The following is a 23,719-nucleotide window of genomic DNA, read 5'->3' as shown; positions in this document are numbered from 1 at the left end:
TCTCCGTTATGCGGCCTGTGGTGCGTCATGGCAGATGGCCATCAGGGTCATCAGCCGCTCTTCCGTGGCGTCATCGCCGTGCAGTTCGCCGGTGATCCGGCCTTCGCTAAGGGTGATGATGCGATCGGAAATCGCCATCACCTCCGGCAGATCGGAGGAAATCACGATCACCGCCACGCCCCGTTTCGCCATATCGAACAGCACCTGATGCACTTCGGACTTGGTGCCGACGTCGATACCGCGCGTCGGCTCATCGACGATCAGCACCCGGGGGTTGAGCGCCATACAGCGCGCCAGAATCACTTTCTGCTGGTTGCCGCCGGAGAGCTTGCGCACCTCCTGCTCGCTGTCCACCATCTTGATGCGCAACGCCTGCCGGTAGGATTCGATCAGGTCGTCCTCGCGGCGGGTGTCGACGAAGTAGCGCCAGCGCAGCAGCGACGACAGGCTGGAAAGCGACAGGTTGTTGCGGATCGACAAGCCCAGCACCGCGCCCTCTTTCTTGCGATCTTCCGGCACCAGCGCAATGCCCTGATCGAGCGCGTGCAGCGGATCGACCGGGTGATAGGCCTGGCCGTCAAGCCAGAATTCGCCGGAGGTAAACGGGTCGGCGCCGAACAGGCAGCGCGCCACCTCGGTACGGCCGGCGCCTACCAGCCCGGCGATGCCGAGGATCTCGCCCGCGTGCACCTGAAAACCGATGTTGTCGAGCGCGATGCCGTGCGGATCGAGCGGCGGTTTTTCCCGGCACAGCCCTTTCACTGCCAGCCGCACCGGTTTGTCCTGATGATGGGTTTCCGACGGCGGGCGACGGCTGAACACCACGTCGCGCCCGACCATCATGCGGATGATGCCCGCCACGTCGATGTCGGCCACGTTGCCGGAGCCGGTGTAACGGCCGTCCTGCAATACGGTGAAGCGGTCGCACAGTTGGAACACTTCGTGCAGCCGGTGCGTCACATAAATCACGCTGACGCCGCGCGCTTTCAGCTCACGCACCACCCGGTGCAGGCTCTCCACCTCGCTATCGCTCAGCGCGGCGGACGGTTCATCCATCACGATCAACCGGGCGTTGAGGGTCAATGCGCGGGCGATTTCCACCATCTGCTGCTGCGCCACGCTCAGCCGCGCCACCTGCGTGGTCGGTGATATGTTCAGTTGCAGGTACTCCAGCACCGTGCGGGCTTCCTGATTGACCGCCTGCGCATCGACAAACAGCCGGCTGCGTTGCTGTTCGCGGCCGAGAAACATGTTTTCCGCCACCGTCATGTTGGGCAGCAGGTTGAATTCCTGATAGATGGTGACGATGCCGCGGTTCTGCCGTTCTACCGGCGAGTCCTGCGGCGACAGCAGTTCGCCGTTGAAGCGGATATCGCCGCTGGTCTGGGGTTGCGCACCGGCCAGCGCCTTGAGCAAGGTGGACTTGCCGGCGCCGTTCTCGCCCAGCAGGGCGTGGATCTCTCCCGGTAGTACCGTCAGTTGCACCTTATTGAGCGCCCAGACGCCGGAGAAATTCTTGGCCAGATCGGTAATGTTCAGTAAGGGTTCAGTCATGGGATGGCCCTCGTTGCGCACCGGCCGCCGGGCCGGTGCGTGAGTGGTATGTCCGCTTATTTGCCCGCTTCGCCGATACGTTCCGCGTCGTTCAGGTTGTCTTTGGTGATCATGGTCGGCGGGTAATCCGCGCCGGTGATCGGCGACTTGGTGCGAATATTGTTGGTGAGCTGGGTCATCGCCTGCGTCACCGCGTAGCCGGGACGTTGATCGGCGGTCACCGACAGCCAGCCGTCACGCACGCGGGCCAGCGCTTCCGGCACCGCGTCAAACCCCGTCACCATCACGTCGCCCGGTTTCAGCCCCTGACTTTGCAGTGCTTCGATCGCCCCCAGCGCCATGTCGTCGTTGGCCGACAGAATCACCTGCGGACGCTTGGGCAGCGACGGCAACACGCTTTCCACGATGCGCATCCCTTCGGAACGCATCCAGTTGCCGGTCTGATCCGCCACCAGGCGATACTTACTGCCGCCCGCTTTCAGGCTGTCGCGGATGCCCTGGGTGCGTTCAATATTGGACGATGACCCCGGTTGTCCGGTCAGCAGCACGATGTCGGCGCCGTTCGGAAAGCGCGCTTTGACGAAATCGGCAATCGCCTGACCGCCCTTGTAGTTGTTGGCGCCGAAGTGCGGCACTTTCTTGTCGGTCTTCACCGAGCGGTCCAGCGTCACTACCGGCAGTTTGGCGTCCTGAATCTCCGTTACCGCGCCCGACACCGCGTTGACGTCATTAGGCGACACCACAAAACCTTGCGCGCCGCGGGTGATGGCGTTTTCCAGATCCGCCACCTGTTTCGGGGAACTGCCCTGGCTGTCCAGCACCTGCAGGTTAACGCCCAGTTCTTTGGCGGCCTTGACCGCGGTACGCTGCATGTGAACTTCAAATGGCATCGCCAGATTGGGGGTACTGAACACAATCTGCTCGTTCTGGGCCTGCGCCAGACCGGACGACATCGTGAAGGCCATCGCCGCGGCCATGATGGTTATCTTTTTCATGGTGTTGTCTCTGCATCAGTTGGGTGTAAGTTATCCCCGTCATACTTCAAGTTGCCGATGCGTTGGCTTTATTACTCGGCCCATCCCTGGGCCTCGCCCTTCGGGCCGCAGCGAGCTGCGTTCAAATCTGCTCCCGGCAGATTTGTCGCTCACCCCAGTAACTTACCGATGTAAGCTCCTGGGGATTCACTGCGTCGCCGCCTTCCTGCAACTCGAATTATTTAGGGTATAAACGTCAGGTCATGTTGTTATGTCAGGGGCCGCCGCCGTGCCGGCCCTCTGGTTATGTCAGAGCGAAATAGCGCGCCCCGTCGCCAGCGATTCCAGCGCTTTGTCGGCCAGATACAGCGCCCGCTCGCCGTCGACGCCGCTGCACTCGGGCGGGGTACGCCCGTGCAGCACCTCGACGAAATGACGCCATTCCGCCGCGTAGGCATCGCGGTAACGCTGCAGGAAAAAGTGTTCCGGTTTGGCGGCGAGGCACCCCGCGTCGCCCCAGTGTTCCACCTGATTTTCACGGATGTTGCCCGCGCTCAGCACGCCGAGCTCGCCGTGCAGCTCCAGGCGCTGGTCGTAGCCGTAGCCGGAGCGGCGGCTGTTGACGATGGTCGCCATCGCGCCGGAGGCGAATTTGAACACCACCAAAGCGGTGTCGATGTCGCCGGCCGCGCCGATGGCCGGGTCCACCAGATTGCTGCCCTGCGCGAACACCGACACCGGCTCTTCGCCCATGATGAAACGCACCATGTCGAAATCGTGGATGGTCATGTCGCGGAACATGCCGCCGGACACACGCACATACTCCGCCGGCGGCGGCGATGGGTCGCGGGAGATAATCATCAGCGATTCGGGCTTGCCGATGCGTCCTTCGCCCGCCAGCGTTTTCATCCGGCGAAACTGCGGGTCGTAGCGACGGTTAAAACCGACAAACAGCGGCACCTGCTGCTGCTCCACCACCTTCAGGCAGTCGCGCACCCGGGCGATATCCAGATGCACCGGCTTTTCACAGAAGATGGCTTTGCCGTGGCGGGCGGCCAGTTCAATCAGGTCGGCGTGGGTATCGGTGGCGGAGGCGATCAGCACCGCGTGTACCGCCGGGTCGGCCATCGCCTCGTCGACGGTTTGCAGACGGGCCTGATATTTATCAGACAGCGCCCGGGCGTTGGCGGGGTTGGGGTCCACCACCGAATAGAGGCAGGTTTCCCGATGTTCGGCGATGTTGACGGCATGAACCTGGCCAATGCGGCCGGCGCCCAGTAAAGCAATGTTAAACATGGCTACTCCCTCGATACCGCGGGGTATCACTGGTTGGTTGTAGGGGTTCAGGGTCTGTTGTGCTTTTAGAGTAAAGACAATAAAACGTTTATTTCAATTTCAGTAAAACTGGAAATTATGTTTTTGCGCGCCAGCTAACATTTTGGTGACATATGAGCAAAATAGTGTTAGCACAATCACGAAACCGCGGCCGGGTCGTCAGCGCGTTGCAGGACGAAAAAAAACGTAATCAAGGCATGGAATTAGTAAACAAAGATGACGTCGTGTCTTGCGGCTGACGCGCAGATAAAGCGGCCGGAGCACCTGCGGGCATCACAGCCCGGCCGTCCCCGGCAGCGAATAAAAATGAAATAAATATTTCAATAGCTGCCTCTGTTGCAGCGCAGCAAGAACCTCAGCACCATATTTTTTCATAGGAATAACGGTTCTCCTGAAAATAACGGTTTCCCTAAAAACAACGTTGATCTTGATAATGATAACCATTACTATCTGTGTGGTTGTTGGTTTTAGCGACCATGCATCGCCTCATAAAAAAACAAACGAATGATATTGCCTGCGGTTTAACAAAACGGTTCACCAGCATTGCATACCGCCCGGGAATAAAGGCATTGGAATAATTGACCCACTGTGGTAGTGAATAGCTGTAGTAGCAAATAGCTATGGTGGTAAATAGCTATGGTGGTAAATAGCTATGGTGGTAAACAGTTGTGGGCAGTCCATGGCAGGAAATGACGCAGAATGATTTCGACTCAATACATCAGCCGTATCTCTCTTAATCGCGATAAGGTGCCATCATTTGACCTTTATCCGTTTTCTATTCCAGCGATTCATTCGTTTGACTTTATTGACCCCCATCCCAAGGTTACTTTTTTTATTGGCGAGAACGGCACCGGAAAGTCAACGCTGCTGGAAGCCATTGCCGTATCAATGGGGTTTAACCCTGAAGGCGGCACCCGCAACTTCAATTTCAGCACACGGGCGTCGCATTCAGAATTATCGAATTACCTGAGAATCGCCAAAGGCGTACCACGTCCCCGTAATGGATTTTTTTTTCGTGCCGAGAGCTTTTTTAACCTGGCCTCCGAAATCGAACACCTTGACGCCGAACCGTCTTTCGGCCCGCCGGTGATTAATTCGTATGGCGGCCACTCCTTGCATGAGCAGTCGCACGGCGAATCTTTTCTCTCATTAATGATGAACCGTTTTGGCGGCAAAGGGCTGTATCTGCTCGACGAACCGGAAGCCGCGCTGTCGCCGGCCAGGCAGTTGGCGATGCTCGCCAGAATGCATGACCTGATTCTGGATGATTCCCAATTTATTATCGCCACCCATTCGCCGATTCTGCTGGGTTACCCGGACGCATTAATCTATCAGTTTGATGGCGATAGCCTCTCCCAGGTGAATTATAAAGACACGGATCATTATCAAATCACGCGTTCGTTCCTGAACAATCCTGAAAAAATGCTGCAGGAGTTAATGAAGAAGTAATAGAAAAGCCATTAAAACCACGTAGTGCATTCAGTTGCCTATACACCATTAATGATCATTGCATCCATAAATTCATGGAGGAATATCAACGACCGAATTTTAAAAAAACCATATGAAATCACACAGAATCATTCTGATTTAACAAATCAATAAAATTGTACTTCTGAGGGCATCTTTAAAGGAATAATAGATGATCAATCTATCTATAAAAAGAATATTATTTACTTCAACGCTATTAACCATGACCTTATTTTATCAAAACATAAGTATCGCCGATGGAGATGTAAATGCAAAATTGACATACAAAAATGAGCGTGAGACAATAAAAAAATTAGCAAATTATTCCAGAGTCAGCGCGTCATGCGCTATTAAAAAAAATAAAACAATGCCAGACTCAGCCAGCAGCACGCTGAATTCAAGCATGGGAGATAAGAAAGACCGATGCATACAAGAATGTTTATATACATTACCAACTGGCTCGTTTGATGGCGGCTCCTTTCACAGCTGTATGGCTGAGTGTATGGGAATGATCCCCATGTGTGATATTTAATTTCTATTTAAAAATAAAATTATGGAGTCATAACCATGTTCATTTCAGACAAAGACGTCGCCAGGAAAGTCATTAATAAATCATCGGCACTCATCACTTTAATTGAAAAAGAACTGACCGATCTGGGAAGTCAGCTGCCAGAAGAAGAATATAACAACTGCAAACGTATCGCAGGCGAGCTCCTTTATACCCTGTGTATGAACGTTTTAAATGAAATCTCCATTGATCACCCTGACTTAAAGCCAAAAGGATTTACCGTTTACGTTCAAAAGGAGGAGAACAAATAATGCCGATTTATCATATAAGCATCATGAGCTGTGGAACAACGAAGACAATAAAATGCAGCGATGACCAATATATACTGGATGCCGCGGAGCAAGAAGGAATACAACTGCCCTACAGTTGCCGGGCCGGTGCATGCTCGTCATGCGCATGCAGACGTTTAACTGGACAATATGATGACTCTGATCAGTCTTTTCTCGATGAAAGTCAACGGGGACAATATATACTCCCATGCGTCACCTATCCACAATCTGATATGTTTATCATGTCTCATGCCGAGGAGGATTTGACCTCATGAACAGGAGAATGTTCATCATATCCGGGTTAGCGTTAGGGCTTTATGGCGTCACACATCGAACGTATAGTGCCCTAACGAAAAAGCCCATCATAATAAATACCGCACTCATTAACGACGAGCAGCAAATTATCGGCAGGCTGGATAAATTTCTCTTTAAAAAGGGGCAATGCAGTTTTTCAGACTCGAAAGGCCGTATCCCTGTAAAATTCATTTTGCGTTTTTTTGAAAAAGACACCATGAAGCCGCTGACTGGCGCTAAAGTAGGGCTGTGTCTTTCTGATGCGTTCAAAGCACAAGGGAAAACGCCTTCAGTAAATAATACGTGTAATGCAACATGGGCAGAGGTGACGGAGAGCAATCATTTGGAATTTGCCACCCACATCCCCAAAATTACGCTTAAAAAAGACCGACTCATGAACCCCATCGATTTTATCATCAGAAAAGAGGATAAATTCTCGATATCCAGATTTAACTTCTCGAATGATTTTCTGCAAACACGGAGAGATCTACATACGGAGGTTAAAAATGGCGTATATACCCATACATTAACCGATCGGGCGCTGGAAGTTTATGGTCAGGACGTTGATAGTGCGGTAGCGGAGTTAGTGCCTGAAATGATGAACGGCTATTTTCACGTCGCGATGGATTTTATTGTCGAAGATCTTAATTCATAGCGGTATGAATGGCGGTGAAAAAATAGGGGGATGCTATTGCCTCCCCCTCCGACCAATACCACCAATGCCACCAATGCCACCAATGCCACCAATGCCAGTGCAGCGATGAGTGATGCGGCAGGAAAACCGACATCACCGAATAAGGTTCTCGTAGCCCAACAACCGGGCGCTTCTGTCGAGAGAACGGCAGGCAGAGCCTTACAGAGGCGTCATGTCCTCATCATCAAGGCATCGGCATGAAATAAAAATTTTACTGATTACCGTGCATCATGAAGACCGCGCCGGGAAAAACCGATGCAGTAATCCCCCGCTGAATGCCGTCATTTCGATGCTAACGCCAGAACGGGCATGCGCCTAACATACTGACGGACTGGGTCACCGGGCGCTGACAAAGCCGGGGCGGTCGATAAATCGCAGGAACCGCATTCGGCGCGATATGGCGCGGCCCAGTCGGACAACGCCTGAAACGAGCCCGTTAACGCGGCCCACTCGGCTAAAACGGTATGACCCATCAAAAATGAATAAAACAGCATTAGGGGCTGCCATAAATCCAAATCTGCACTATTACTTTCTTATCAGCTCCACATCATTTACCCGTCATGCTTCAGGTTGCAGGCATGCTGCCCTTCCTGCAACCCGAATTACTTAGGGCATAAAAAGGTCACTGGTATGTTTCCGGTATAGGGGATGGCGATGTTTGGATTATCAAAAGTGCTGAGCACAGAAGGAAAAAAGATTACGGCATCGAAGGCAAGCACGTCGGAACAAGATATGAATGCGATTAAGCAAAGCATCGCTTATATCGAATTTCTGCCTGATGGCACCATTCTTTATGCCAACCCGATTTTCCTCGACCTGCTTGGTTATACGCTGGATGAAATACAGGGCGAGCATCATCTTATATTTTGCGACCCGCACTACGTATCCACGGAGAATTACCGTATATTCTGGCGCCGACTGGCCAGCGGCGAATCCTTTTCCGGCGTATTCGATCGCTATAACAAGCAACACGATAAGTTCTTCCTGAGAGCCACCTATTTCCCGGTAAAAAACCGTAATGGCGAGGTAGTGAAGGTCATCAAACTGGCGTCCGACATTACCCAGAACCATCAGGCGCTGGTGGATAAAGACGCCATTCTCTCCGCCCTGCACCGTTCACTGGCGGTGATTGAATTCACCCCGGAAGGAAATATTATCTGGGCCAACGATAACTTCCTGAAAACCATGGGCTATAGCCTGGAAGAAATACAAGGCCAACACCATCGGATGTTCTGCTACGACATGTTTTACCGGGAAAACCCGCGCTTCTGGGATAAGCTCAATAACGGCGAGTCGTTCGTCGGCCGTTTTGAGCGCAAAACCTCGCAGGATGAACGGGTCTGGCTGGAAGCGAGTTATAACCCGATTCTCGATGCTCACGGCAACGTGTACAAAGTCATAAAATTTGCTTCCGATATCACCACCCGAGTCGAAAACGCCAAACGCATCGCGGATATCGCGGTCACCACGTCGGAACAAACCTCGCAAATCACCTACAATGCCAGCGAGGTGCTTACGGAAACGGTCAACAATTCCGAACGGATTACCGCGCAGGTCAAGTCGGCATCGGAAATCGGCGCCAGCCTGAATGAGCATGCCAAGAACATCAGTGCGATTATCAGTACCATCGACGCTATCGCTTCCCAGACCAACATTCTGGCGTTGAACGCGGCGATTGAAGCCGCGCGGGCCGGCGAGTCCGGGCGCGGTTTCTCCGTGGTGGCGGAAGAGGTACGAAAACTGGCGATCTCCACCTCGACGGCGACGCAAAAGATCACCCATATGGTTGAGGACAACGCCCGATTAATCGAACAGATGTACCAGCAACTGGATCAAATTAATCAATTCTTAGGGGACGAGAGAGAGAAAATACACGACCTGTCGCGCGGCTTTAGTGAAATTAACAGCGGCGTGTCCGCGTTTGTCGATGTGATACATAAATTAAACGTGTAATTCAGCTACGATTCCGGCGGCTTATTTTTATGACCAGATAATAAATAATCTCCAGATCATTATTTTGGCGATCATATAAATATGACCCGGCGTAAAATACGCCGCCGGTTTTTAACGTTATCGTTTGTTAATGTTATCGTTTGTTAATGCTATCGTTTATTAATGCTATCGTTTGGAGCGCATATATATTGAAGGGACTGCTTGAAGCGTTATTCATCCCAGACTTCGAGCGGTTCATCAATTATGCGACCGGCTATAAGGGCATCGGCATGACGTGGAAGGGTGATGGGATAGAACGTTTCTTGCGACACCCTTAATTCGCCCAACGGCCACCACTGATAGCGAAGGTGGTCCTCACGTTCGAACGGTTCTCTATAACGCTCATCAATGGTTTGAGGCGCTATCTCGATCCTGGCACAACAAATCGCCTCATGCTGCAGGCGGCGCTCTCCGCGGTAGGTATAGAGGACGTCCCGCTTCCATAGCGGTGAGCTTACGGACGAGGCTGAGAGGGTGATTCCCGTTTCCTCGTAGAGTTCGCGTATCACTGCCTGTGTGATCGATTCGCCCGCTAAAACGCCGCCGCCGGGCAGTTCCCAGGATTCTAAAAACGCCGGATTGCTGGCGTCTCGGGTGCTCAGGAGAAGAACGCGGTTTGAACCGTCAATAAGCAGTACACGCGCAGCGAATCGCTCTTTACGTCCACTGAGGTTCTTTATCGACTTCGGCATGGCTATCAATCTCGTTAATTTGTCCCACAATGGGATCTTACACGGTATAGCTCGATGAAACATGCCGCTATCATGCCCTCAGCCGGTAACACCGATAAATACACAGTCATCATCTTCGTAAGGATCAGATATGGATTACAACGTTCAGCATGTGAATAAACGCCATGCGGCCGGGTTCCATCTGGTGGGCCCCTGGGAACAAACGGTGCCGCAAGGATTTGAACAACTGATGAAATGGGTGGACGAGCACGCGGTACAGCCGCTGGAATGGATTGCGGTTTATTACGGCAATCCGCAAGAAACCCCGCCGGAAAAACTGGCGGCGGATACCGTGGTAAGCGTGACCGCTGAGTTTCGTCTGCCCGCCAACAGCAGCGGGGCGATCGCGACGGAGATCGCCGCGGGTCGGTACGCGATTGCCCGCGCGCGCGTATCCGACGATGATTTCGGCCTATCGTGGCAGGCGTTTTTTGCCGCGTTACTCGGCGATGGTAACACCGTCGACACAACGCGATCCTGTTTCGAGGTCTACCTCAATGACGGTTATAGCGACGGCTACTGGGATATCGACATGCATATTCCGGTTCAGTGACGCATAGCACGTGGCATGCCTCAGCCGTATTGATAGCGGCATTGATACGGATATAGCAGCATTGATATGTAGTAGCGGCGATAGCAGTAACGATGAGAGTAGTAACGATGATGCGCATCTGCGCCCACGACGAAATCATCGTGAGCGCAGATGCCGCTAAACATGCCGCCTGAAAGGTGTATTCGTCATCAGCCCTAATACTGCCGTGCTTTTGCGCGTTGTAATTGCACCTCGCGCGCCGCGGTTTCAATCGCCGGGTTGTCCGCCACCTGCGCGGTGCCGGTATTCCACCAGGCGTCGTAGCCGTGGGTCATGGTTTTCGGCAGCACTTTGATATCCAGCAAGCACGGGCCGGGGTGCGCCTGCGCCTCGCGCAGCGCCTGCAATAACGACGCCTCGTCCCGTACCGTCCATGCCCGACAGCCGTAGCTTTCGGCGTTGCGGGCGAAATCCACCGTCACCAGCGAACCGGTCAATTTGCCGCTGTCCCGATCGCGCCGCCGGTTCTCGGTGCAGAAACTGCCCATCCCCTGACTCATCTGCAAGTTGTTGATGCAGCCGAACCCGGCGTTGTCGAACAGCAGCACGGTAATTTTGATGCCTTCCTGCACCGCGGTTTGCAGCTCGCTGTGCAGCATCAGGTAAGAACCGTCGCCCACCATCGCGTACACCGGCTGTCGCGGCGCCGCCAGCCGCGCGCCCACCGCCGCCGCGATCTCGTAGCCCATGCAGGAGTAACCGTACTCCAGATGATAGCTGTCCGGCGTTTTCACCTGCCACAGCCGTTGCAGGTCGCCGGGCAGCGACCCGGCCGCGCCCACCACGATGGCGTCGTCTTCCAGCGCGTCGTTCAACAGCCCCAGCACGCGGGTTTGCGTCAGGCGAGTGCCAAGCGTCTCGCGGTACTCGGCCAGTTGCGCATCCAGATGTCCGGCGATTTCCAGCTCCTGCCCGTCTTCGTCGCGCCGCTCAAACAGCCGCTGACGCTCCCGTTGCCAGTCGAGACGGGCCTGCGCGACCTCATCGCCCCAGCCGCTGCGATAGCCCTGAGCCTCCAGCGCCTGCGCCAGTTGCGTCAACCCTTCGCGGGCGTCGGCGATCAGCGCGACGGCATCCAGTTTGAACGCGTCGAACTCCGCCACGTTGAGCAGCAAAAACTCGACCTGCGGATGGGTAAACAGCGATTTGGAGGCGGTGGTGAAGTCGGTCAGCCGGGTACCGACGCCAATCACCAGATCCGCCTGCGCCGCCAGCCGGTTCGCGGCCTGCCCGCCGGTCACGCCGATGCCGCCGGCGTTAAGCGGGTGCTCCGACACCAGCGCGCCCTTGCCCGCCTGGGTTTCGCCAAACGGCAGATTAAAGCGCTCGGCAAACTGGCGGAAAGCATCGTGCGCGCCGGCATAACGCACCCCGCCGCCGCAAATCAGCAACGGGCGGCGTTTGCGCGCCAGTAATGCCGCCGCCTGCGCCAGCCGGGCGCTATCCGGCGGACGGCGTTCCAGATGATGTACCCGCCGCTGGAAGAACGCCGCCGGGTAATCCCAGGCTTCCGCCTGCACGTCCTGCGGCAGGCACAGCGTCACCGTGCCGGTATCCGCCGGGTCGGTCAGCACCCGCATGGCGTTGACAAGCGCGCTCATTAGCTGTTCCGGGCGGCTGATGCGATCCCAGTAGCGCGACACCGGCCGCAGGCAATCGTTGGTGCTGATGGTGGCGTCATGATACTGCTCGATTTGCTGCAACACCGGGTCGGGCTGACGGCTGGCAAACAGATCCCCCGGCAGCAGCAGCAGCGGAATGCGATTGGCGGTGGCGGTGGCCGCCGCCGTCACCAGATTGGCGGACCCCGGCCCCACCGAGGTGGTCACCGCGTACACGCGCCGCCGCCGGTGCTGTTTGGCAAAACCCACGGCGATGTGCGCCATGCCCTGCTCGTTGCACCCCTGATGCACCTGCAGGTGCCCGGCATCCTGCTCCAGCGCCTGCCCGATGCCGAGCACGTTGCCGTGCCCGAAGATGGTCATCACCCCGGCGAACAACGGCGTTTCCTCGCCGTCCACCTGGAGATACTGCTGATTGAGAAACCGGACCAGCGCCTGCGCCATGGTCATTTTCAACGTGTCCATCGTTTGCTCCCGCAAGTCAGGTGGAATTACTCCAGCGTTGGCATCACAAAACTACTGGCGTGCTGCTCCAGCCGCACGCTGGCCGGCCAGCGGCTGGTGACGGTTTTCATGCGGGTGTAGAAACGCACGCCGTCGTTGCCGTGCACGTTGAGCGCGCCAAAAATGGAGCGCTTCCAGCCGCCGAAGCTGTGGAACGCCATCGGCACCGGGATCGGCACGTTAATCCCCACCATGCCCGCCTGCACCTCTTCGCTGAACTGGCGGGCGGTTTCGCCGTCGCGGGTGAATATCGCCGTGCCGTTGCCGTATTCGTGCTGGTTGATCAGGGTCAGCGCGGTCTGGTAATCCGGTACGCGCACCACCGACAGCACCGGGCCGAAAATTTCTTCCCGGTAGATCTGCATCTGCGGCGTGACGTTGTCAAACAGCGTCGGACCGACGAAATAGCCCTGCTCATGCCCCGGCACGCGAAGTCCGCGGCCGTCGACCCGCAGCGTGGCGCCCTGATCGATACCGCTTTGAATATAGCCGGTAATCTTGTCGCGGTGCGCGCCCGAAATCACCGGCCCCATGTCGTTTTCCTTGCCGTCGACCAGGCCGGGGCCGACGCGCATGGCGGCGACCTGCTGCTCCAGCTTGCAGCACAGCGTCTCGGCGGTGTCATCACCCACCGCCACCACCACCGACAGCGCCATGCAGCGCTCGCCCGCCGCGCCGAACGCCGCGCCGAGGATGGCGCTGGCGGCCATGTCCATATCGGCGTCCGGCATCAGGATGCAGTGGTTCTTGGCGCCGCCCAACGCCTGACAGCGCTTGCCATGAGCCGACGCGGTGCGATAGATATACTCCGCCACCGGGGTGGAGCCGACAAAGCTCACCGCCTGTACGCGCGGGTCGGTCAGCAGCACGTCCACCGCTTCTTTATCACCCTGCACCACGTTGAACACGCCGTCCGGCAGCCCGGCCTCTTTCAGCAGCTTCGCCAGCAGCAGCGACAGCGACGGGTCCTTCTCCGACGGTTTAAGCACGAAGGTGTTGCCGGTCGCCAGCGCGATCGGGAACATCCACATCGGCACCATCGCCGGGAAATTGAACGGCGTGATCCCCACGCACACCCCCAGCGGCTGCATCAGCGAATGGCTGTCCACGCCGGTGCCGACGTTGGCGGAGTGCTCGCCTTTTTGCAGATGGGGAATACCACAGGCGAACTCCACCACCTCCAGCCCGCGGGTCAGTTCGCCCACCGCATCGGAATAGACTTTGCCGTGCTCTTCGGAAATCAGCCGCGCCAGCGTGTGCAGGTTCTCTTCCAGCAGGGCTTTGAAACGAAACAGGATGCGGGCGCGACGCAGCGGCGAGTGTTTCGCCCAGTCGGGAAACGCCGCCGCCGCCGCGCTGATGGCCTGCTTCACCTCGTCGGCGCTGCTCAGCGCCACCTGACGAATCTGTTCGCCGCTGGCCGGGTTGAACACCGGCGCGACGCGCGCGCTGTGGCTGGGCGCGATTTCGCCGTGAATGAAATTGGATACGGTTTCCATGGTTACACCTCTGCAGGGGTTTAGGGTGACAGATGGCTGATATCGCCTTACTGTATATGAAATAAAAATTCCATTTTAATAAGAAATAAAACAAATGTTGATTATTGTGATCCAGGATAGATTTTCCGGTAAACGGCAGGTAACCAGCGTTTAAACGGCTTTTTACGCGGTTTCATCAGCCGGTAACGCACAGAAAAACTGAATTATTCATTCTATTTTTCACCGAAAAAATGACAAATCGGTTTGAAATGCCGGTTCAACTCACTAGAATCGGATCAACAGCATCCCGCCGGGATGACGGAGAACAACACTATGGCTATGGCGACCAGCCTGAGAGAATTACAGGAGCAGATCCGCGCGCGGTACGACTCCCTGAGCAAGCGTTTGCAGCAGGTGGCGCGCTACGTGCTGGACAACACCAACAGCGTGGCGTTCGACACCGTGGCGGTGATCGCCGAGCAGGCGGACGTACCGCCCTCCACGCTGATCCGCTTCGCCAACGCCTTCGATTTCAGCGGTTTCAATGAAATGAAACAGCTGTTCCGCATGAATCTGGTGGAGGAAACCGCCAGTTACACCGATCGGGCGCGGCTGTTTCGGGAGATGGAAGACACGGTGCCGGAACGTCCGCAGGACATCCTGCACGAATTCGCCCGTTCCAACGCGCAGGCGATGCAGCAACTGGCGGCGCGTACCCAGCCGGAAGACCTGGAAAAAGCGGTCGACCTGCTGGCGCAGGCCGACACGATCTACATCGTCGGGCTGCGGCGCTCGTTCAGCGTCGCCACCTACCTGTCCTACGCGCTAAGTCATCTGGAAAGCCGCCCGGTGCTGGTCAACGGACTCGGCGGCATGTTCCGCGAGCAGTTGTGCCGCCTGAACGCCAAAGACATCGTGGTGTCGATCAGCTTCTCGCCGTACGCGCAGGAAACGGTGATGGTAAGCGAAATGGCCGCCAGCGCGGGCGCGCGCCAGATCGTGATCACCGACAGTCAGGTAAGCCCGCTGGCGACGCTCAGCGATGTGTGCTTTGTGGTGAAAGAAGCGCAGGTGGACGCGTTCCGCTCCCAGTCGGCCACGCTGTGTCTGGTACAGTCGCTGATGGTGTCGCTGGCCTATCGTCAGGGCAACAGCCTGCGCCAGCGCGAAGAAGGCCAGAAAAGCGCCTGACTGCTGCATCCATTATCGATTTAAGTTAAGGGAAGCCCCGGTGTTGTGCCGGGGCTTTTTTCCGTCTCTGCTTTTCTGCCGCTACGTTCCTATACCTGTACCGCCGGTCTTCCGCCGTATTATTGCCGCAGCAGCAAAAAACCTCTGCGTTTGTTCACCTTTTTCACAGAGTCGCGCCTCGTGATAATTCTCCGCCTTATTCCTGTGACAAACGAGGTCAATCATGGCAGTTCCTGCATTCGGGTTAGGTACGTTCCGCCTTAAAGACGAGGTGGTGATCGCATCGGTCAAAGATGCGCTGGCGCTGGGCTATCGCGCTATCGATACCGCGCAGATTTATGACAACGAAGCGGCGGTGGGTCAGGCGGTGGCGGAAAGCGGCGTGCCGCGCGGCGAGTTATATCTCACCACCAAAATCTGGACCGAAAACCTGAGCCGGGAAAAACTGATCCCCAGCCTGAAACAGAGCCTGCATAAGCTGCGCACCGATGATGTGGATCTGACGTTGATCCACTGGCCGTCGCCCGGCAACGCCGTCAGCGTGGCGGAATCCATGCAGGCGCTGGTGGAGGCGAAACAGCAGGGGCTGACGCGCGAAATCGGCGTGTCCAACTTCACCATCGCGCTGATGCAGCAGGCGATTGACGCCGTCGGCGCCGGGCAAATCGCCACCAACCAGATAGAGCTGTCGCCGTACCTGCAAAATCGCCGCGTGGCGGACTGGGCGCGGGCGCACGGCATCCACATCACCTCGTATATGACGCTGGCCTACGGCAATGCGCTGAAGGATGCGGTCATTGGCGCGATCGCCGCGAAGCATCAGGCCACGCCCGCACAGGTGGTTCTGGCCTGGGCGCTGGCGCTGGGTTACGCCGTGATCCCGTCATCGACAAAACGCGAGAACCTGCAAAGCAACCTGCTGGCGCCAACGCTGACGCTGGATGCCGACGATATGGCGGCCATCGCCGCGCTGGAACGCCATGGCCGACTGGTTAGCCCGGACGGGCTGGCGCCGGAGTGGGATCGGTAATCCGGTTCTGGCGAATAGCCGTCAGGCCCGTGCCGCCTTGCCGCACGCCGGACGGTTTTTGCTTTTTCACCGCGTCACCTGCTCGCTCAGAAAATCGATAAACGCCCGGATGCGGGTGCTGACGGCGCGGTCGCTGTAATAGACCGCGCTGAACGGCATCGCCACCGGCAGGCGCCGATCGGCAAGCAGTTCCACCAGCTCGCCGCGGGCGATTTCCCCGTCAATCATGTAATCCGACAGGCAGGCGATGCCGTTGCCCGTCAGGCTCAGTTGCTTGAGGGTTTCGCCGCTGTTGGATGATAACCCCACCTCAATCTCATACAGTTGACCGTCTGCGCGCGCCACCGGCCAGGTGTTGAGCGATACCGGCTCGGTAAACCCCAGACAGAGATGCTGCGCCAGCGCATCCACATGCTGCGGCGCGCCGTGTTTCGCCACATAGTCCGGCGAGGCGACGATCTTGCGATAGCTGGTAAACAACGGGCGGGCGCGCAGGCTGGAGTCGGTCAGCGTTCCGGCGCGGATCGCCACATCGACCTTGCGCTCAATCAGGTTGATAAACGTCTCCGACGACACCAGCGACAGCGTCACCTCCGGGTAACGCTCGCGAAACGGTTTGACCAGCGGCATCAGCAGATGCAGCACTACCGGCGTGGCGGCGTCGATACGCAACAGACCGCGCGGCGTGCGCCGGGTTTCCATCAGTTCGGTTTCCGCCGCCGCCATCTCCTGCAATATCTGCTGTACCCGGCGAAAATAGCGCTCGCCCTCTTCCGTCAGGCTCAGTTGCCGCGTGGTGCGGTTCAACAGGCTGACCCCCAGTTTCATTTCGAGTTTTTTCACCGCCCGGCTCACCGCCGAGTTCGCCAGCCCGAGCTGTTCCGCCGCCCGGCTGAAGCTGCCGCTTTCCACCACCGAGACAAAAATCGCCAGTTCTTCCGAGGTCGCCTTCATTTTTGCTTCTCCAGCAAAATTCCATTGAGATTTTAGCTATTTTTGTTATTTAAGCAGTTCTCCATACTGATCGCCATTATTCGAACCCCGTTCTATGGAGATAATTATGCCGCTGGCGTTACTGGCTCTGACCATCAGTGCCTTTGCAATTGGCACCACCGAATTTGTGATTGTCGGCCTGGTGCCGACCATCGCCGACCAACTGGCGATCTCGCTGCCCTCGGCAGGACTGCTGGTTTCCATTTACGCGCTGGGCGTCGCCGTGGGCGCGCCGGTGCTGACCGCGCTGACCGGCGCGCTACCGCGCAAACCGCTGCTGGTCGGGCTGATGGCGCTATTCACCGCCGGCAACCTGTTGGCCTGGCTGGCCCCCAACTACGCCACGCTGGTGGCGGCGCGATTGCTGACCGGGCTGGCGCACGGCGTGTTTTTCTCGATTGGCTCCACCATCGCCACCAGTCTGGTGCCGAAAGAAAAAGCCGCCTCGGCGATCGCCATCATGTTCGGCGGACTGACCGTGGCGCTGGTGACCGGCGTACCGCTGGGTACCTTCATCGGCCAGCACGCCGGCTGGCGCGAAACCTTTCTGGCCGTCTCGGCGCTGGGAGTGATTTCACTGTTAAGCAGCCTGATGCTGGTGCCGAACACCATCCCCGGTAGGGCCATCGCCAACCTGAAAGCGCAGTTGCAGGTGCTGACTCACCCCAGGCTGCTGATGATCTACGCGATTACCGCGCTGGGTTACGGCGGCGTGTTCACCGCCTTCACCTTTCTGGCGCCGATGATGCAGGATCTGGCAGGGTTTAGCCCGGCCGCCGTAAGCTGGATTTTGCTGGGTTACGGCGTGTCGGTGGCGATTGGCAATCTCTGGGGCGGCAAACTGGCGGATCGCCACGGCGCGGTGCCGGCGCTGACATTTATCTTCGCCGCGCTGGCGCTGTTGCTGCTGGTGTTCCAGTTCACGGCATCTATTCAATACGCGGCGCTGGCGACGGTGCTGGCGATGGGGGTGTTCGCATTCGGCAACGTGCCAGGCCTGCAGGTCTATGTGGTGCAGAAGGCCGAACAGTATGCGCCCCACGCCGTGGACGTCGCCTCCGGTTTAAACATTGCGGCGTTTAACGTCGGCATCGCGCTGGGGTCGGTGATTGGCGGGCAGACGGTCGCCCGCGGCGGACTGGCGCAAACCCCGTGGATTGGCGCGGTGATTGTCGCCGCGGCGCTACTGCTGATCACGCTCAGCGGCCGGCTGGACAGGCAGCCTCGTCCGCTGCTGGATTGAAAAAACAGCGCATGCCGGGGACTCTTCTCCCCGGCAGGACACTTCTCCCCGGCATGTTCCGCCGTTATCCCTGCGAATCCATGTTCTCCAGCGTGAAGGCGCGCCCCGTTTGCCGGGGCCAGCAGGCGAACAGATACCCCGCCAGCGCCATCCCCACCACCGCCCACGGGATGAAGAACACCAGTTGTGACGAAGACCCGCTCAACACGTCCATGTTGTCGCTCACCATCAGCAACGCCACGCCCATCAAGACTGCCGAGCACAGCGGCGCCCAAAGGCGACTCCAGGCGGACGCCGAATAATGGGGCGCCGCGCGATGGAAGAACATCACTACCGCCACCGATACCCCGCCCTGCAGCAGCAGGATCGCCATCGTCGCCACCGCCGATCCCCAGGCGAAGATATGCATCATCGGGTCCGCGCCGCTCGCCGCCAGCACCAGCAGCAGCGTCAGCATCATCAAGGTTTGCACCAGGCTGGCGACGTAGGGCGTGCCTTTGTCGCCGCGCACCCGCGCCATCTTCGACCACAGGACGCCGTCGCGGCTGATGCTGAACAGGTAACGGGAAATGTTGTTGTGGAACGCCTGCGCGGCGGCGAACAGGCTGGTGATCAGCAACAGCGACATCACCTGCTCCGACCAGGGCCCCAGCAGGCGGCTGGCGACGTCGAACACGAACCGCCCCGGATTGTTGAGCGCCTGCTCGCGCACCTGATCCAGCCCATACGCCTGCACCATCGCCCAACTGGTCAGCGCGAAGAACAACGTGATTAACGTTACCGCCAGCAGGGTGGCGCGGGGAATGGTTTTGGTCGGCTCCCGACACTCTTCGCCGTAAATGGCGGTCGATTCGAAACCAATAAAGGCGGCGATGGTGAACACCAGCGCGATCCCCAGATTGCCCTGCTGGATCACCGAGGGCGTAAAGGAGGCGAACGTCAGCGGTTGCGGTCCGTGCGACCACAGGATCGCGACGTCGGTCAGCAGCACGATGCCCACTTCCAGCAGCATCAGAATGCCCAGCACCTTGCCGCCGATCTCCACGCTTTCGATTCCCAGATAGCAGATCACCAATAGCATCGCGCCGCTGTACGCCCACCAGGGAAAATTGACGCCGAGATGATCCTGCACGTACATCTGGCTGAAGAAACCGAACAGCGCCACCACCGCGATCTGGATGGCGAAATAGGCCAGCAGCGCCACCGTCAGCGCGCTCACGCCGGTGCGCTGCCCCAGCCCCAGCGCGATGTAACTGTAAAACGCGCCCGCGTTGGTCACATAACGGCTCATGGCGATATAGCCAAAGGAGAACACCAGCAAAATCGCCCCGGCCAGCACATACATGGCGGGAATGCCCGCGCCGTTGCCCGCCGACATCGCCACCGGCAACCCGCCGATCACCCCGGTCAACGGCGAAGCGGCCGCGACCACGAAAAACACCAAAGACCACAGCCCCAGGCTGTTCTTTTTCAGTTGATTCTCTTTCATTTCGGCCCTCGCGATCTCGCAGCGGGTTGATAAGCTGAAGGACGTCACCGCCGCGCCGGCGGCAGTGCGTCCGTATGGTTGTGTCTACATGGTTGTGTCTACATGGCTGTGTTACAGGCAGGCCCGGTACAGGGCTTCCACCTCATCCCGCGTGGCGATGCGCGGGTTCTGCTGCAGGCTGAAGCCCATCGTCTGCACGCAGTTGTCCGCCATCCACGGAATGTCTTTCTCATCAACGCCCAGATCCCGCAGCGTGAAGTTCAGCGCCAGCGTCCCCAGCAACTGCCGGACCAGCACGATGCTGCGCTGGGCCTGTTCTTCTTCGCTCAGCGTCGCGACATCGTCGCTCATCGCCCGCGCCACCGCGGCAAACCCGGCTACGTTGTCGCGCCAGGAAAACGCCATCAGCGCCGGATAAAGCGCCGCCAGCCCCTGACCGTGGGTGATGTTGTACAACCCGCTCAGCGGGTGTTCCATCGCGTGCGGCAAGCCGCAGGCCGACAGGCCAATCGCCATGCCGCCGAGGGTATTGGCCCAGCACACCTGATCCCAGGCGTCCAGATCGCCGGCGTCGCGCCAGACGCGCGGCAGATAGCGCGCCAGCAGGCCGATGGCTTCCCGGCTCATGATCGCGGTCATCGGCTGAACATAGCGCCCGACCAGCGCTTCGATGTTGTGGCTCATGGCGTCAAAGCCGGTAGACGCCACCATCGCCGGGGTCTGGGTCACCATCAGCGTCGGGTCGATGATGGCGGTGTGGGCGAACAGCGCCGGGCTGACGAACACCAGTTTGTCGTGGGTGGCCGGGTTGGTGACTACCGCCACGCAGTTGCCTTCGCTGCCGGTGCCCGCCGTGGTGGTCATCAGCACCAGCGGCAGCGCGTCGCCCGCCGGGGCGGGAACGGATAAATACTCGACCACCGAACCGGTATGCTTCGCCATGAAGGCGATGGCTTTGGCGGCATCCATCACACTGCCGCCGCCGACCCCCAGCACCACGTCGCACTGGTGCATACGCGCCAGCCGCGCGCCGTCATCCACCGTAGTGCTGAGCGGGTTGGACTCGATGCGTTCAAACAGAAAACAGGTCACGCCGCTGGCCGCCAGCGCGTCCGTCACCCGGTCCAGCAGGCCGGTTTTGCGGCAACTGGCGGTGCCGGTCACCAGCAGCACCTTGCGGCCCAGCTGCGCCACCACCTGCCCGACCCGCTGCGACTCGCCGCGGCCAAAGCACAGGTTGACCGGTTGTCGATAAGAGAATTTCATGGCGTCACCTCTCATGCCGGCGTCGCCGACAGGGCGGCGGCCTTCACCTGCTCCACCACCTGCGCTACCGAGGCTTCGAACGCATCCAGCGCGTAATCCAGCTCCTCGTCGGTGATGGTCAGCGGCGGCAGGAAGCGGAACACCGCCAGATTATTGATGGTGAAATTCACCTGAATGCGCCATTTCTCCACCATCAGGCCGGCAATGGGCGCGGAGTAGTAGTCGCCGAGCGACGCGCGCAGCGCTTCCGGCATCGGGCAAAATTCCATGCCGATCATCAGCCCTTTGCCGCGCACCTCGCGGATCACGCCGGGGTAGCGCCCCTGTACCTCGCGCAACCGCTGCATCATGCGCTCGCCTTTACGCGTCGCCATGCCGCACAGATCGTTTTCAACGATGAACTGCAACGCGCCCAACGCCGCCGCCGCGCTGAGGGTATTTTCCTGATAGGTGGCGGTGTGGTGATAACAGGTTTCGATGGTACCGTAGGCCGCTTCGTACAGCGCTTCGGTACACAGGTAACCGCCGAACGGCACCAGCCCGCCGGACAATCCTTTGGCGAACACGATGCAATCCGGCACCACGTCTTCGTGCTCGCAGCACCAGAACGTGCCGGTACGCGCCGCGCCGCACTGGATTTCATCCAGCACCAGCAACGTGTCGTAACGGTCGCACAGCTCGCGCGCGGCCTTCAGATACCCCGCCGGCGGCACCAGAATGCCGCCTTCGCCCTGAATCGGCTCGACCACGAACGCCTTGTACTTACCGGTGGAGAGCGCCGCCGCCAGTTCGTCGACCGAGCCGTAGGCCACATGGTCGATGTTGCCGAGCGTCGGCTGCTGGCCGAAGCGCCATTTGTCCTTGCCGCCCAGCGATACCGCGCCGGAGGTCTTGCCGTGAAACGCGCCCAGCGTCGCCAGCAGGTGGGTTTTCTCCGGCTTGTGGCGGGTGCCGAGCTTCACCAGTTTGATCATGCCTTCGATGGCTTCGGCGCCGCCGGTGGCGGTGCCCATTTTGGTGAGTTTGCCCTGCGGCGAGAGCAGCGCCATGTTATGCGCCAGCGCCGCCGTGACGCTGTGGTAGGAGATGGCGCCCATCATGAACAGGCGATTGTCGAAACACTTCTGCAGGCAGGACCAGACGAACTCGTTGTTGTTGCCGACCGTCACCACCCCAACCGCGCCGATCATATCCAGATGCTTGTCGCCGTTGTCGTCGATAAAGGTGCTGCCTTCCGCCCGTACGAAATACTTGGCATGCCCATCCAGCGACCGCATGCGGTTCAGGTGGGTCAATTGCAGTTCCCGCGTTGTTTTGCCATCCAGCGCAATCGCTTCGTCAATGGTATAGAACCCCGGCACAACCTGTTTTGCATCCGCCATAACACCCTCGCTCAACTCTGATTGATGAAGAAAGAAAAACGTTCTGTGAGCTGTTTATAGCGGGAGGACGGGGTAGGAAAATAGAATAAATCGGCACAGGCCACGGTGCAGAACCGGCGTTGTTTTGGTGCATTTTCGCACTAAAAAAAGGCACCCGCGCAAAGACGTCAACACTGCCGGATGCGGTGCTGATAACGAATGGCCTGAATCCCCGCCAGATAGGCTTTCGGCGAGCAGGAAGCGAAGTCTTTGAACTCGCGCAGGAAATGCGACTGATCGGCATAGCCGAGCCGCTGGGCCAGCATCGCCATGTTCTGCGCCTCGCCCTGATTGAGCAGCGACAACGCGCGCTGAAAGCGGATGGTGCGGCAAAACGCCTTGGTGGACATGCCGCAGTGGTCGTGAAACAGCCGGTGGATATAACGGGCGGAATAGAGGGTTTTCCGCTCCAGCTGTTCAACCCGGATCACGCCGTCATGCGCCATGATCAGATCGATCATCTGCAACAGCAACGGCGGAGAAACCCTACCCATCTGGCGGGAAAAATAGGCCAGAAACAGCGATACCTGCTCACCGAAATCCCGGCTGTCGGCTAGCCGCTCCACCAGCCGCCCGGCGCCGGGCGCCGCGTCCTGAAACGCTATCTCCTGCCCGGCCAGTTCGCCGGCGGACAGATCCAGCAACGCCGGCATCACGCCCGGCATAAAACGTACGCCGAAATAACGTTCGCCCGGGCTGAGTCGGGTCGCCTGCGCCGCCTCGGTGCTACCGCATACCCGCCCGAACGGCGCGTCGCGATTGATGTTGAACAGAATATCCACGCTGCCGTCCGGTACCGCCAGCGTCACCGGCTGTTCTCTGGCCACGGAAAAACAGTAAAAATGCGCAATCGGCGAGTCGATAAGCGCCTTTTTCAGGTAATCTTCAGCGGCATTGATCACAAACCAGGGCTGCAGCGGCCTGACTGCGAGCGACGTTGAACCGGTACGCATACCCTTCTCCTGTTGCGCATGTCTTCCGGATGAGCAATTTCTGCGCCAGAACCGGAAAG

General features: G+C 58.2%; 21 protein-coding genes and 1 pseudogene. 11 read left to right on the top strand and 11 right to left on the bottom strand.

The features are described 5' to 3' along the window. Positions 1-6 precede the first annotated feature (6 nt). From CVE23_RS04285 to iolG, 3 genes are all read right to left on the bottom strand, one after another. Positions 7-1,554, bottom strand: a complete 1,548-nt coding sequence (locus CVE23_RS04285) for a sugar ABC transporter ATP-binding protein (RefSeq protein WP_049853600.1) — start codon at positions 1,552-1,554, stop codon at positions 7-9. A 56-nt stretch (positions 1,555-1,610) separates the two neighbouring features. Further along, positions 1,611-2,549, bottom strand: a complete 939-nt coding sequence (locus CVE23_RS04280; RefSeq protein ID WP_038662082.1) for a substrate-binding domain-containing protein — start codon at positions 2,547-2,549, stop codon at positions 1,611-1,613. Between the two features lie 288 nt (positions 2,550-2,837). Beyond that, entirely contained in the window at positions 2,838-3,824 is a 987-nt protein-coding gene (gene iolG / locus CVE23_RS04270) for an inositol 2-dehydrogenase (protein ID WP_100848970.1), read from the bottom strand. Between the two features lie 738 nt (positions 3,825-4,562). Between iolG and CVE23_RS04265 the strand changes: the two genes are divergently transcribed. The 7 genes and pseudogenes from CVE23_RS04265 (at position 4,563) to CVE23_RS23225 (ending at position 9,108) form a co-directional block, all read left to right on the top strand. Beyond that, positions 4,563-5,312, top strand: coding sequence for an AAA family ATPase (locus CVE23_RS04265; RefSeq protein WP_100848969.1), 750 nt, complete (start codon positions 4,563-4,565; stop codon positions 5,310-5,312). A 190-nt stretch (positions 5,313-5,502) separates the two neighbouring features. After that, positions 5,503-5,862 (top strand): hypothetical protein, encoded by a 360-nt coding sequence (locus tag CVE23_RS22650; RefSeq protein WP_145958406.1) that lies wholly within the window; start codon positions 5,503-5,505, stop codon positions 5,860-5,862. 35 nt (positions 5,863-5,897) lie between these two features. Beyond that, positions 5,898-6,149, top strand: a complete 252-nt coding sequence (locus CVE23_RS04260; protein WP_049854527.1) for a hypothetical protein — start codon at positions 5,898-5,900, stop codon at positions 6,147-6,149. After that, positions 6,149-6,442: a 2Fe-2S iron-sulfur cluster-binding protein gene (locus CVE23_RS04255; RefSeq protein WP_071605154.1), complete on the top strand. Its 294-nt coding sequence runs from the start codon at positions 6,149-6,151 to the stop codon at positions 6,440-6,442. Before CVE23_RS04260 ends, CVE23_RS04255 begins: the two co-directional genes overlap by 1 nt. Before the next feature lie 8 nt (positions 6,443-6,450). Beyond that, positions 6,451-7,116 carry a hypothetical protein gene (locus CVE23_RS04250; protein ID WP_127350772.1) on the top strand — a complete coding sequence of 222 codons (666 nt, stop codon included), beginning with the start codon at positions 6,451-6,453 and terminating at the stop codon, positions 7,114-7,116. 687 nt (positions 7,117-7,803) lie between these two features. Beyond that, a pseudogene (locus CVE23_RS23230) lies at positions 7,804-8,586 on the top strand (PAS domain-containing protein); the annotation flags it as partial. A gap of 78 nt (positions 8,587-8,664) precedes the next feature. Further along, complete coding sequence (locus CVE23_RS23225) at positions 8,665-9,108, top strand: methyl-accepting chemotaxis protein (RefSeq protein ID WP_225622676.1); 444 nt, start codon at positions 8,665-8,667, stop codon at positions 9,106-9,108. A gap of 209 nt (positions 9,109-9,317) precedes the next feature. Here the strand turns inward: CVE23_RS23225 and CVE23_RS04240 are convergent, their stop codons facing one another. After that, positions 9,318-9,839 (bottom strand): NUDIX hydrolase, encoded by a 522-nt coding sequence (locus CVE23_RS04240; protein WP_100850405.1) that lies wholly within the window; start codon positions 9,837-9,839, stop codon positions 9,318-9,320. A 130-nt stretch (positions 9,840-9,969) separates the two neighbouring features. Here CVE23_RS04240 and sbmC point away from each other — a divergent pair, with 130 nt between their 5' ends. Further along, complete coding sequence (sbmC, locus tag CVE23_RS04235; RefSeq protein ID WP_100848968.1) at positions 9,970-10,431, top strand: DNA gyrase inhibitor SbmC; 462 nt, start codon at positions 9,970-9,972, stop codon at positions 10,429-10,431. A gap of 194 nt (positions 10,432-10,625) precedes the next feature. Here sbmC and iolD read toward each other — a convergent pair whose 3' ends face one another. Together iolD and CVE23_RS04225 are read right to left on the bottom strand one after the other, a co-directional pair. After that, entirely contained in the window at positions 10,626-12,557 is a 1,932-nt protein-coding gene (gene iolD, locus CVE23_RS04230) for a 3D-(3,5/4)-trihydroxycyclohexane-1,2-dione acylhydrolase (decyclizing) (RefSeq protein WP_038917918.1), read from the bottom strand. Between the two features lie 26 nt (positions 12,558-12,583). Then, positions 12,584-14,095, bottom strand: a complete 1,512-nt coding sequence (locus CVE23_RS04225) for a CoA-acylating methylmalonate-semialdehyde dehydrogenase (RefSeq protein WP_100848967.1) — start codon at positions 14,093-14,095, stop codon at positions 12,584-12,586. A gap of 312 nt (positions 14,096-14,407) precedes the next feature. Between CVE23_RS04225 and CVE23_RS04220 the strand changes: the two genes are divergently transcribed. Further along, positions 14,408-15,265, top strand: coding sequence for a MurR/RpiR family transcriptional regulator (locus tag CVE23_RS04220; RefSeq protein ID WP_038917916.1), 858 nt, complete (start codon positions 14,408-14,410; stop codon positions 15,263-15,265). Positions 15,266-15,488: 223 nt separating this feature from the next. Beyond that, on the top strand, positions 15,489-16,295 hold the full coding sequence (dkgB, locus tag CVE23_RS04215) for a 2,5-didehydrogluconate reductase DkgB (RefSeq protein WP_100848966.1): 807 nt from the start codon (positions 15,489-15,491) through the stop codon (positions 16,293-16,295). Between the two features lie 66 nt (positions 16,296-16,361). Here dkgB and yafC read toward each other — a convergent pair whose 3' ends face one another. Next, positions 16,362-17,249, bottom strand: coding sequence for a DNA-binding transcriptional regulator YafC (gene yafC / locus CVE23_RS04210; protein WP_038662113.1), 888 nt, complete (start codon positions 17,247-17,249; stop codon positions 16,362-16,364). Between the two features lie 106 nt (positions 17,250-17,355). Between yafC and CVE23_RS04205 the strand changes: the two genes are divergently transcribed. Further along, positions 17,356-18,531, top strand: coding sequence for an MFS transporter (locus tag CVE23_RS04205; protein WP_100848965.1), 1,176 nt, complete (start codon positions 17,356-17,358; stop codon positions 18,529-18,531). 64 nt (positions 18,532-18,595) lie between these two features. On the opposite strand, the gene CVE23_RS04200 is transcribed toward CVE23_RS04205, so the two are convergent. The 4 genes from CVE23_RS04200 to CVE23_RS04185 form a co-directional block, all read right to left on the bottom strand. Then, on the bottom strand, positions 18,596-20,020 hold the full coding sequence (locus CVE23_RS04200) for an APC family permease (protein ID WP_167389539.1): 1,425 nt from the start codon (positions 20,018-20,020) through the stop codon (positions 18,596-18,598). 111 nt (positions 20,021-20,131) lie between these two features. Then, on the bottom strand, positions 20,132-21,286 hold the full coding sequence (locus CVE23_RS04195) for an iron-containing alcohol dehydrogenase (RefSeq protein ID WP_038917911.1): 1,155 nt from the start codon (positions 21,284-21,286) through the stop codon (positions 20,132-20,134). Between the two features lie 11 nt (positions 21,287-21,297). Further along, positions 21,298-22,668, bottom strand: a complete 1,371-nt coding sequence (locus tag CVE23_RS04190; RefSeq protein ID WP_038662126.1) for an aspartate aminotransferase family protein — start codon at positions 22,666-22,668, stop codon at positions 21,298-21,300. 167 nt (positions 22,669-22,835) lie between these two features. Next, the gene (locus CVE23_RS04185) at positions 22,836-23,660 is read right to left on the bottom strand and encodes a helix-turn-helix domain-containing protein (RefSeq protein WP_100848963.1); all 825 of its coding nucleotides are present in this window, start codon (positions 23,658-23,660) and stop codon (positions 22,836-22,838) included. Between the last annotated feature and the right edge of the window lie 59 nt (positions 23,661-23,719).

Origin of the sequence: Dickeya fangzhongdai, assembly GCF_002812485.1 — a bacterium.
GTDB lineage: Bacteria > Pseudomonadota > Gammaproteobacteria > Enterobacterales > Enterobacteriaceae > Dickeya > Dickeya fangzhongdai.
The sequence above is the reverse complement of the archived record's forward strand: the minus strand, read 5'-3'. Positions and strand labels throughout refer to the sequence as shown.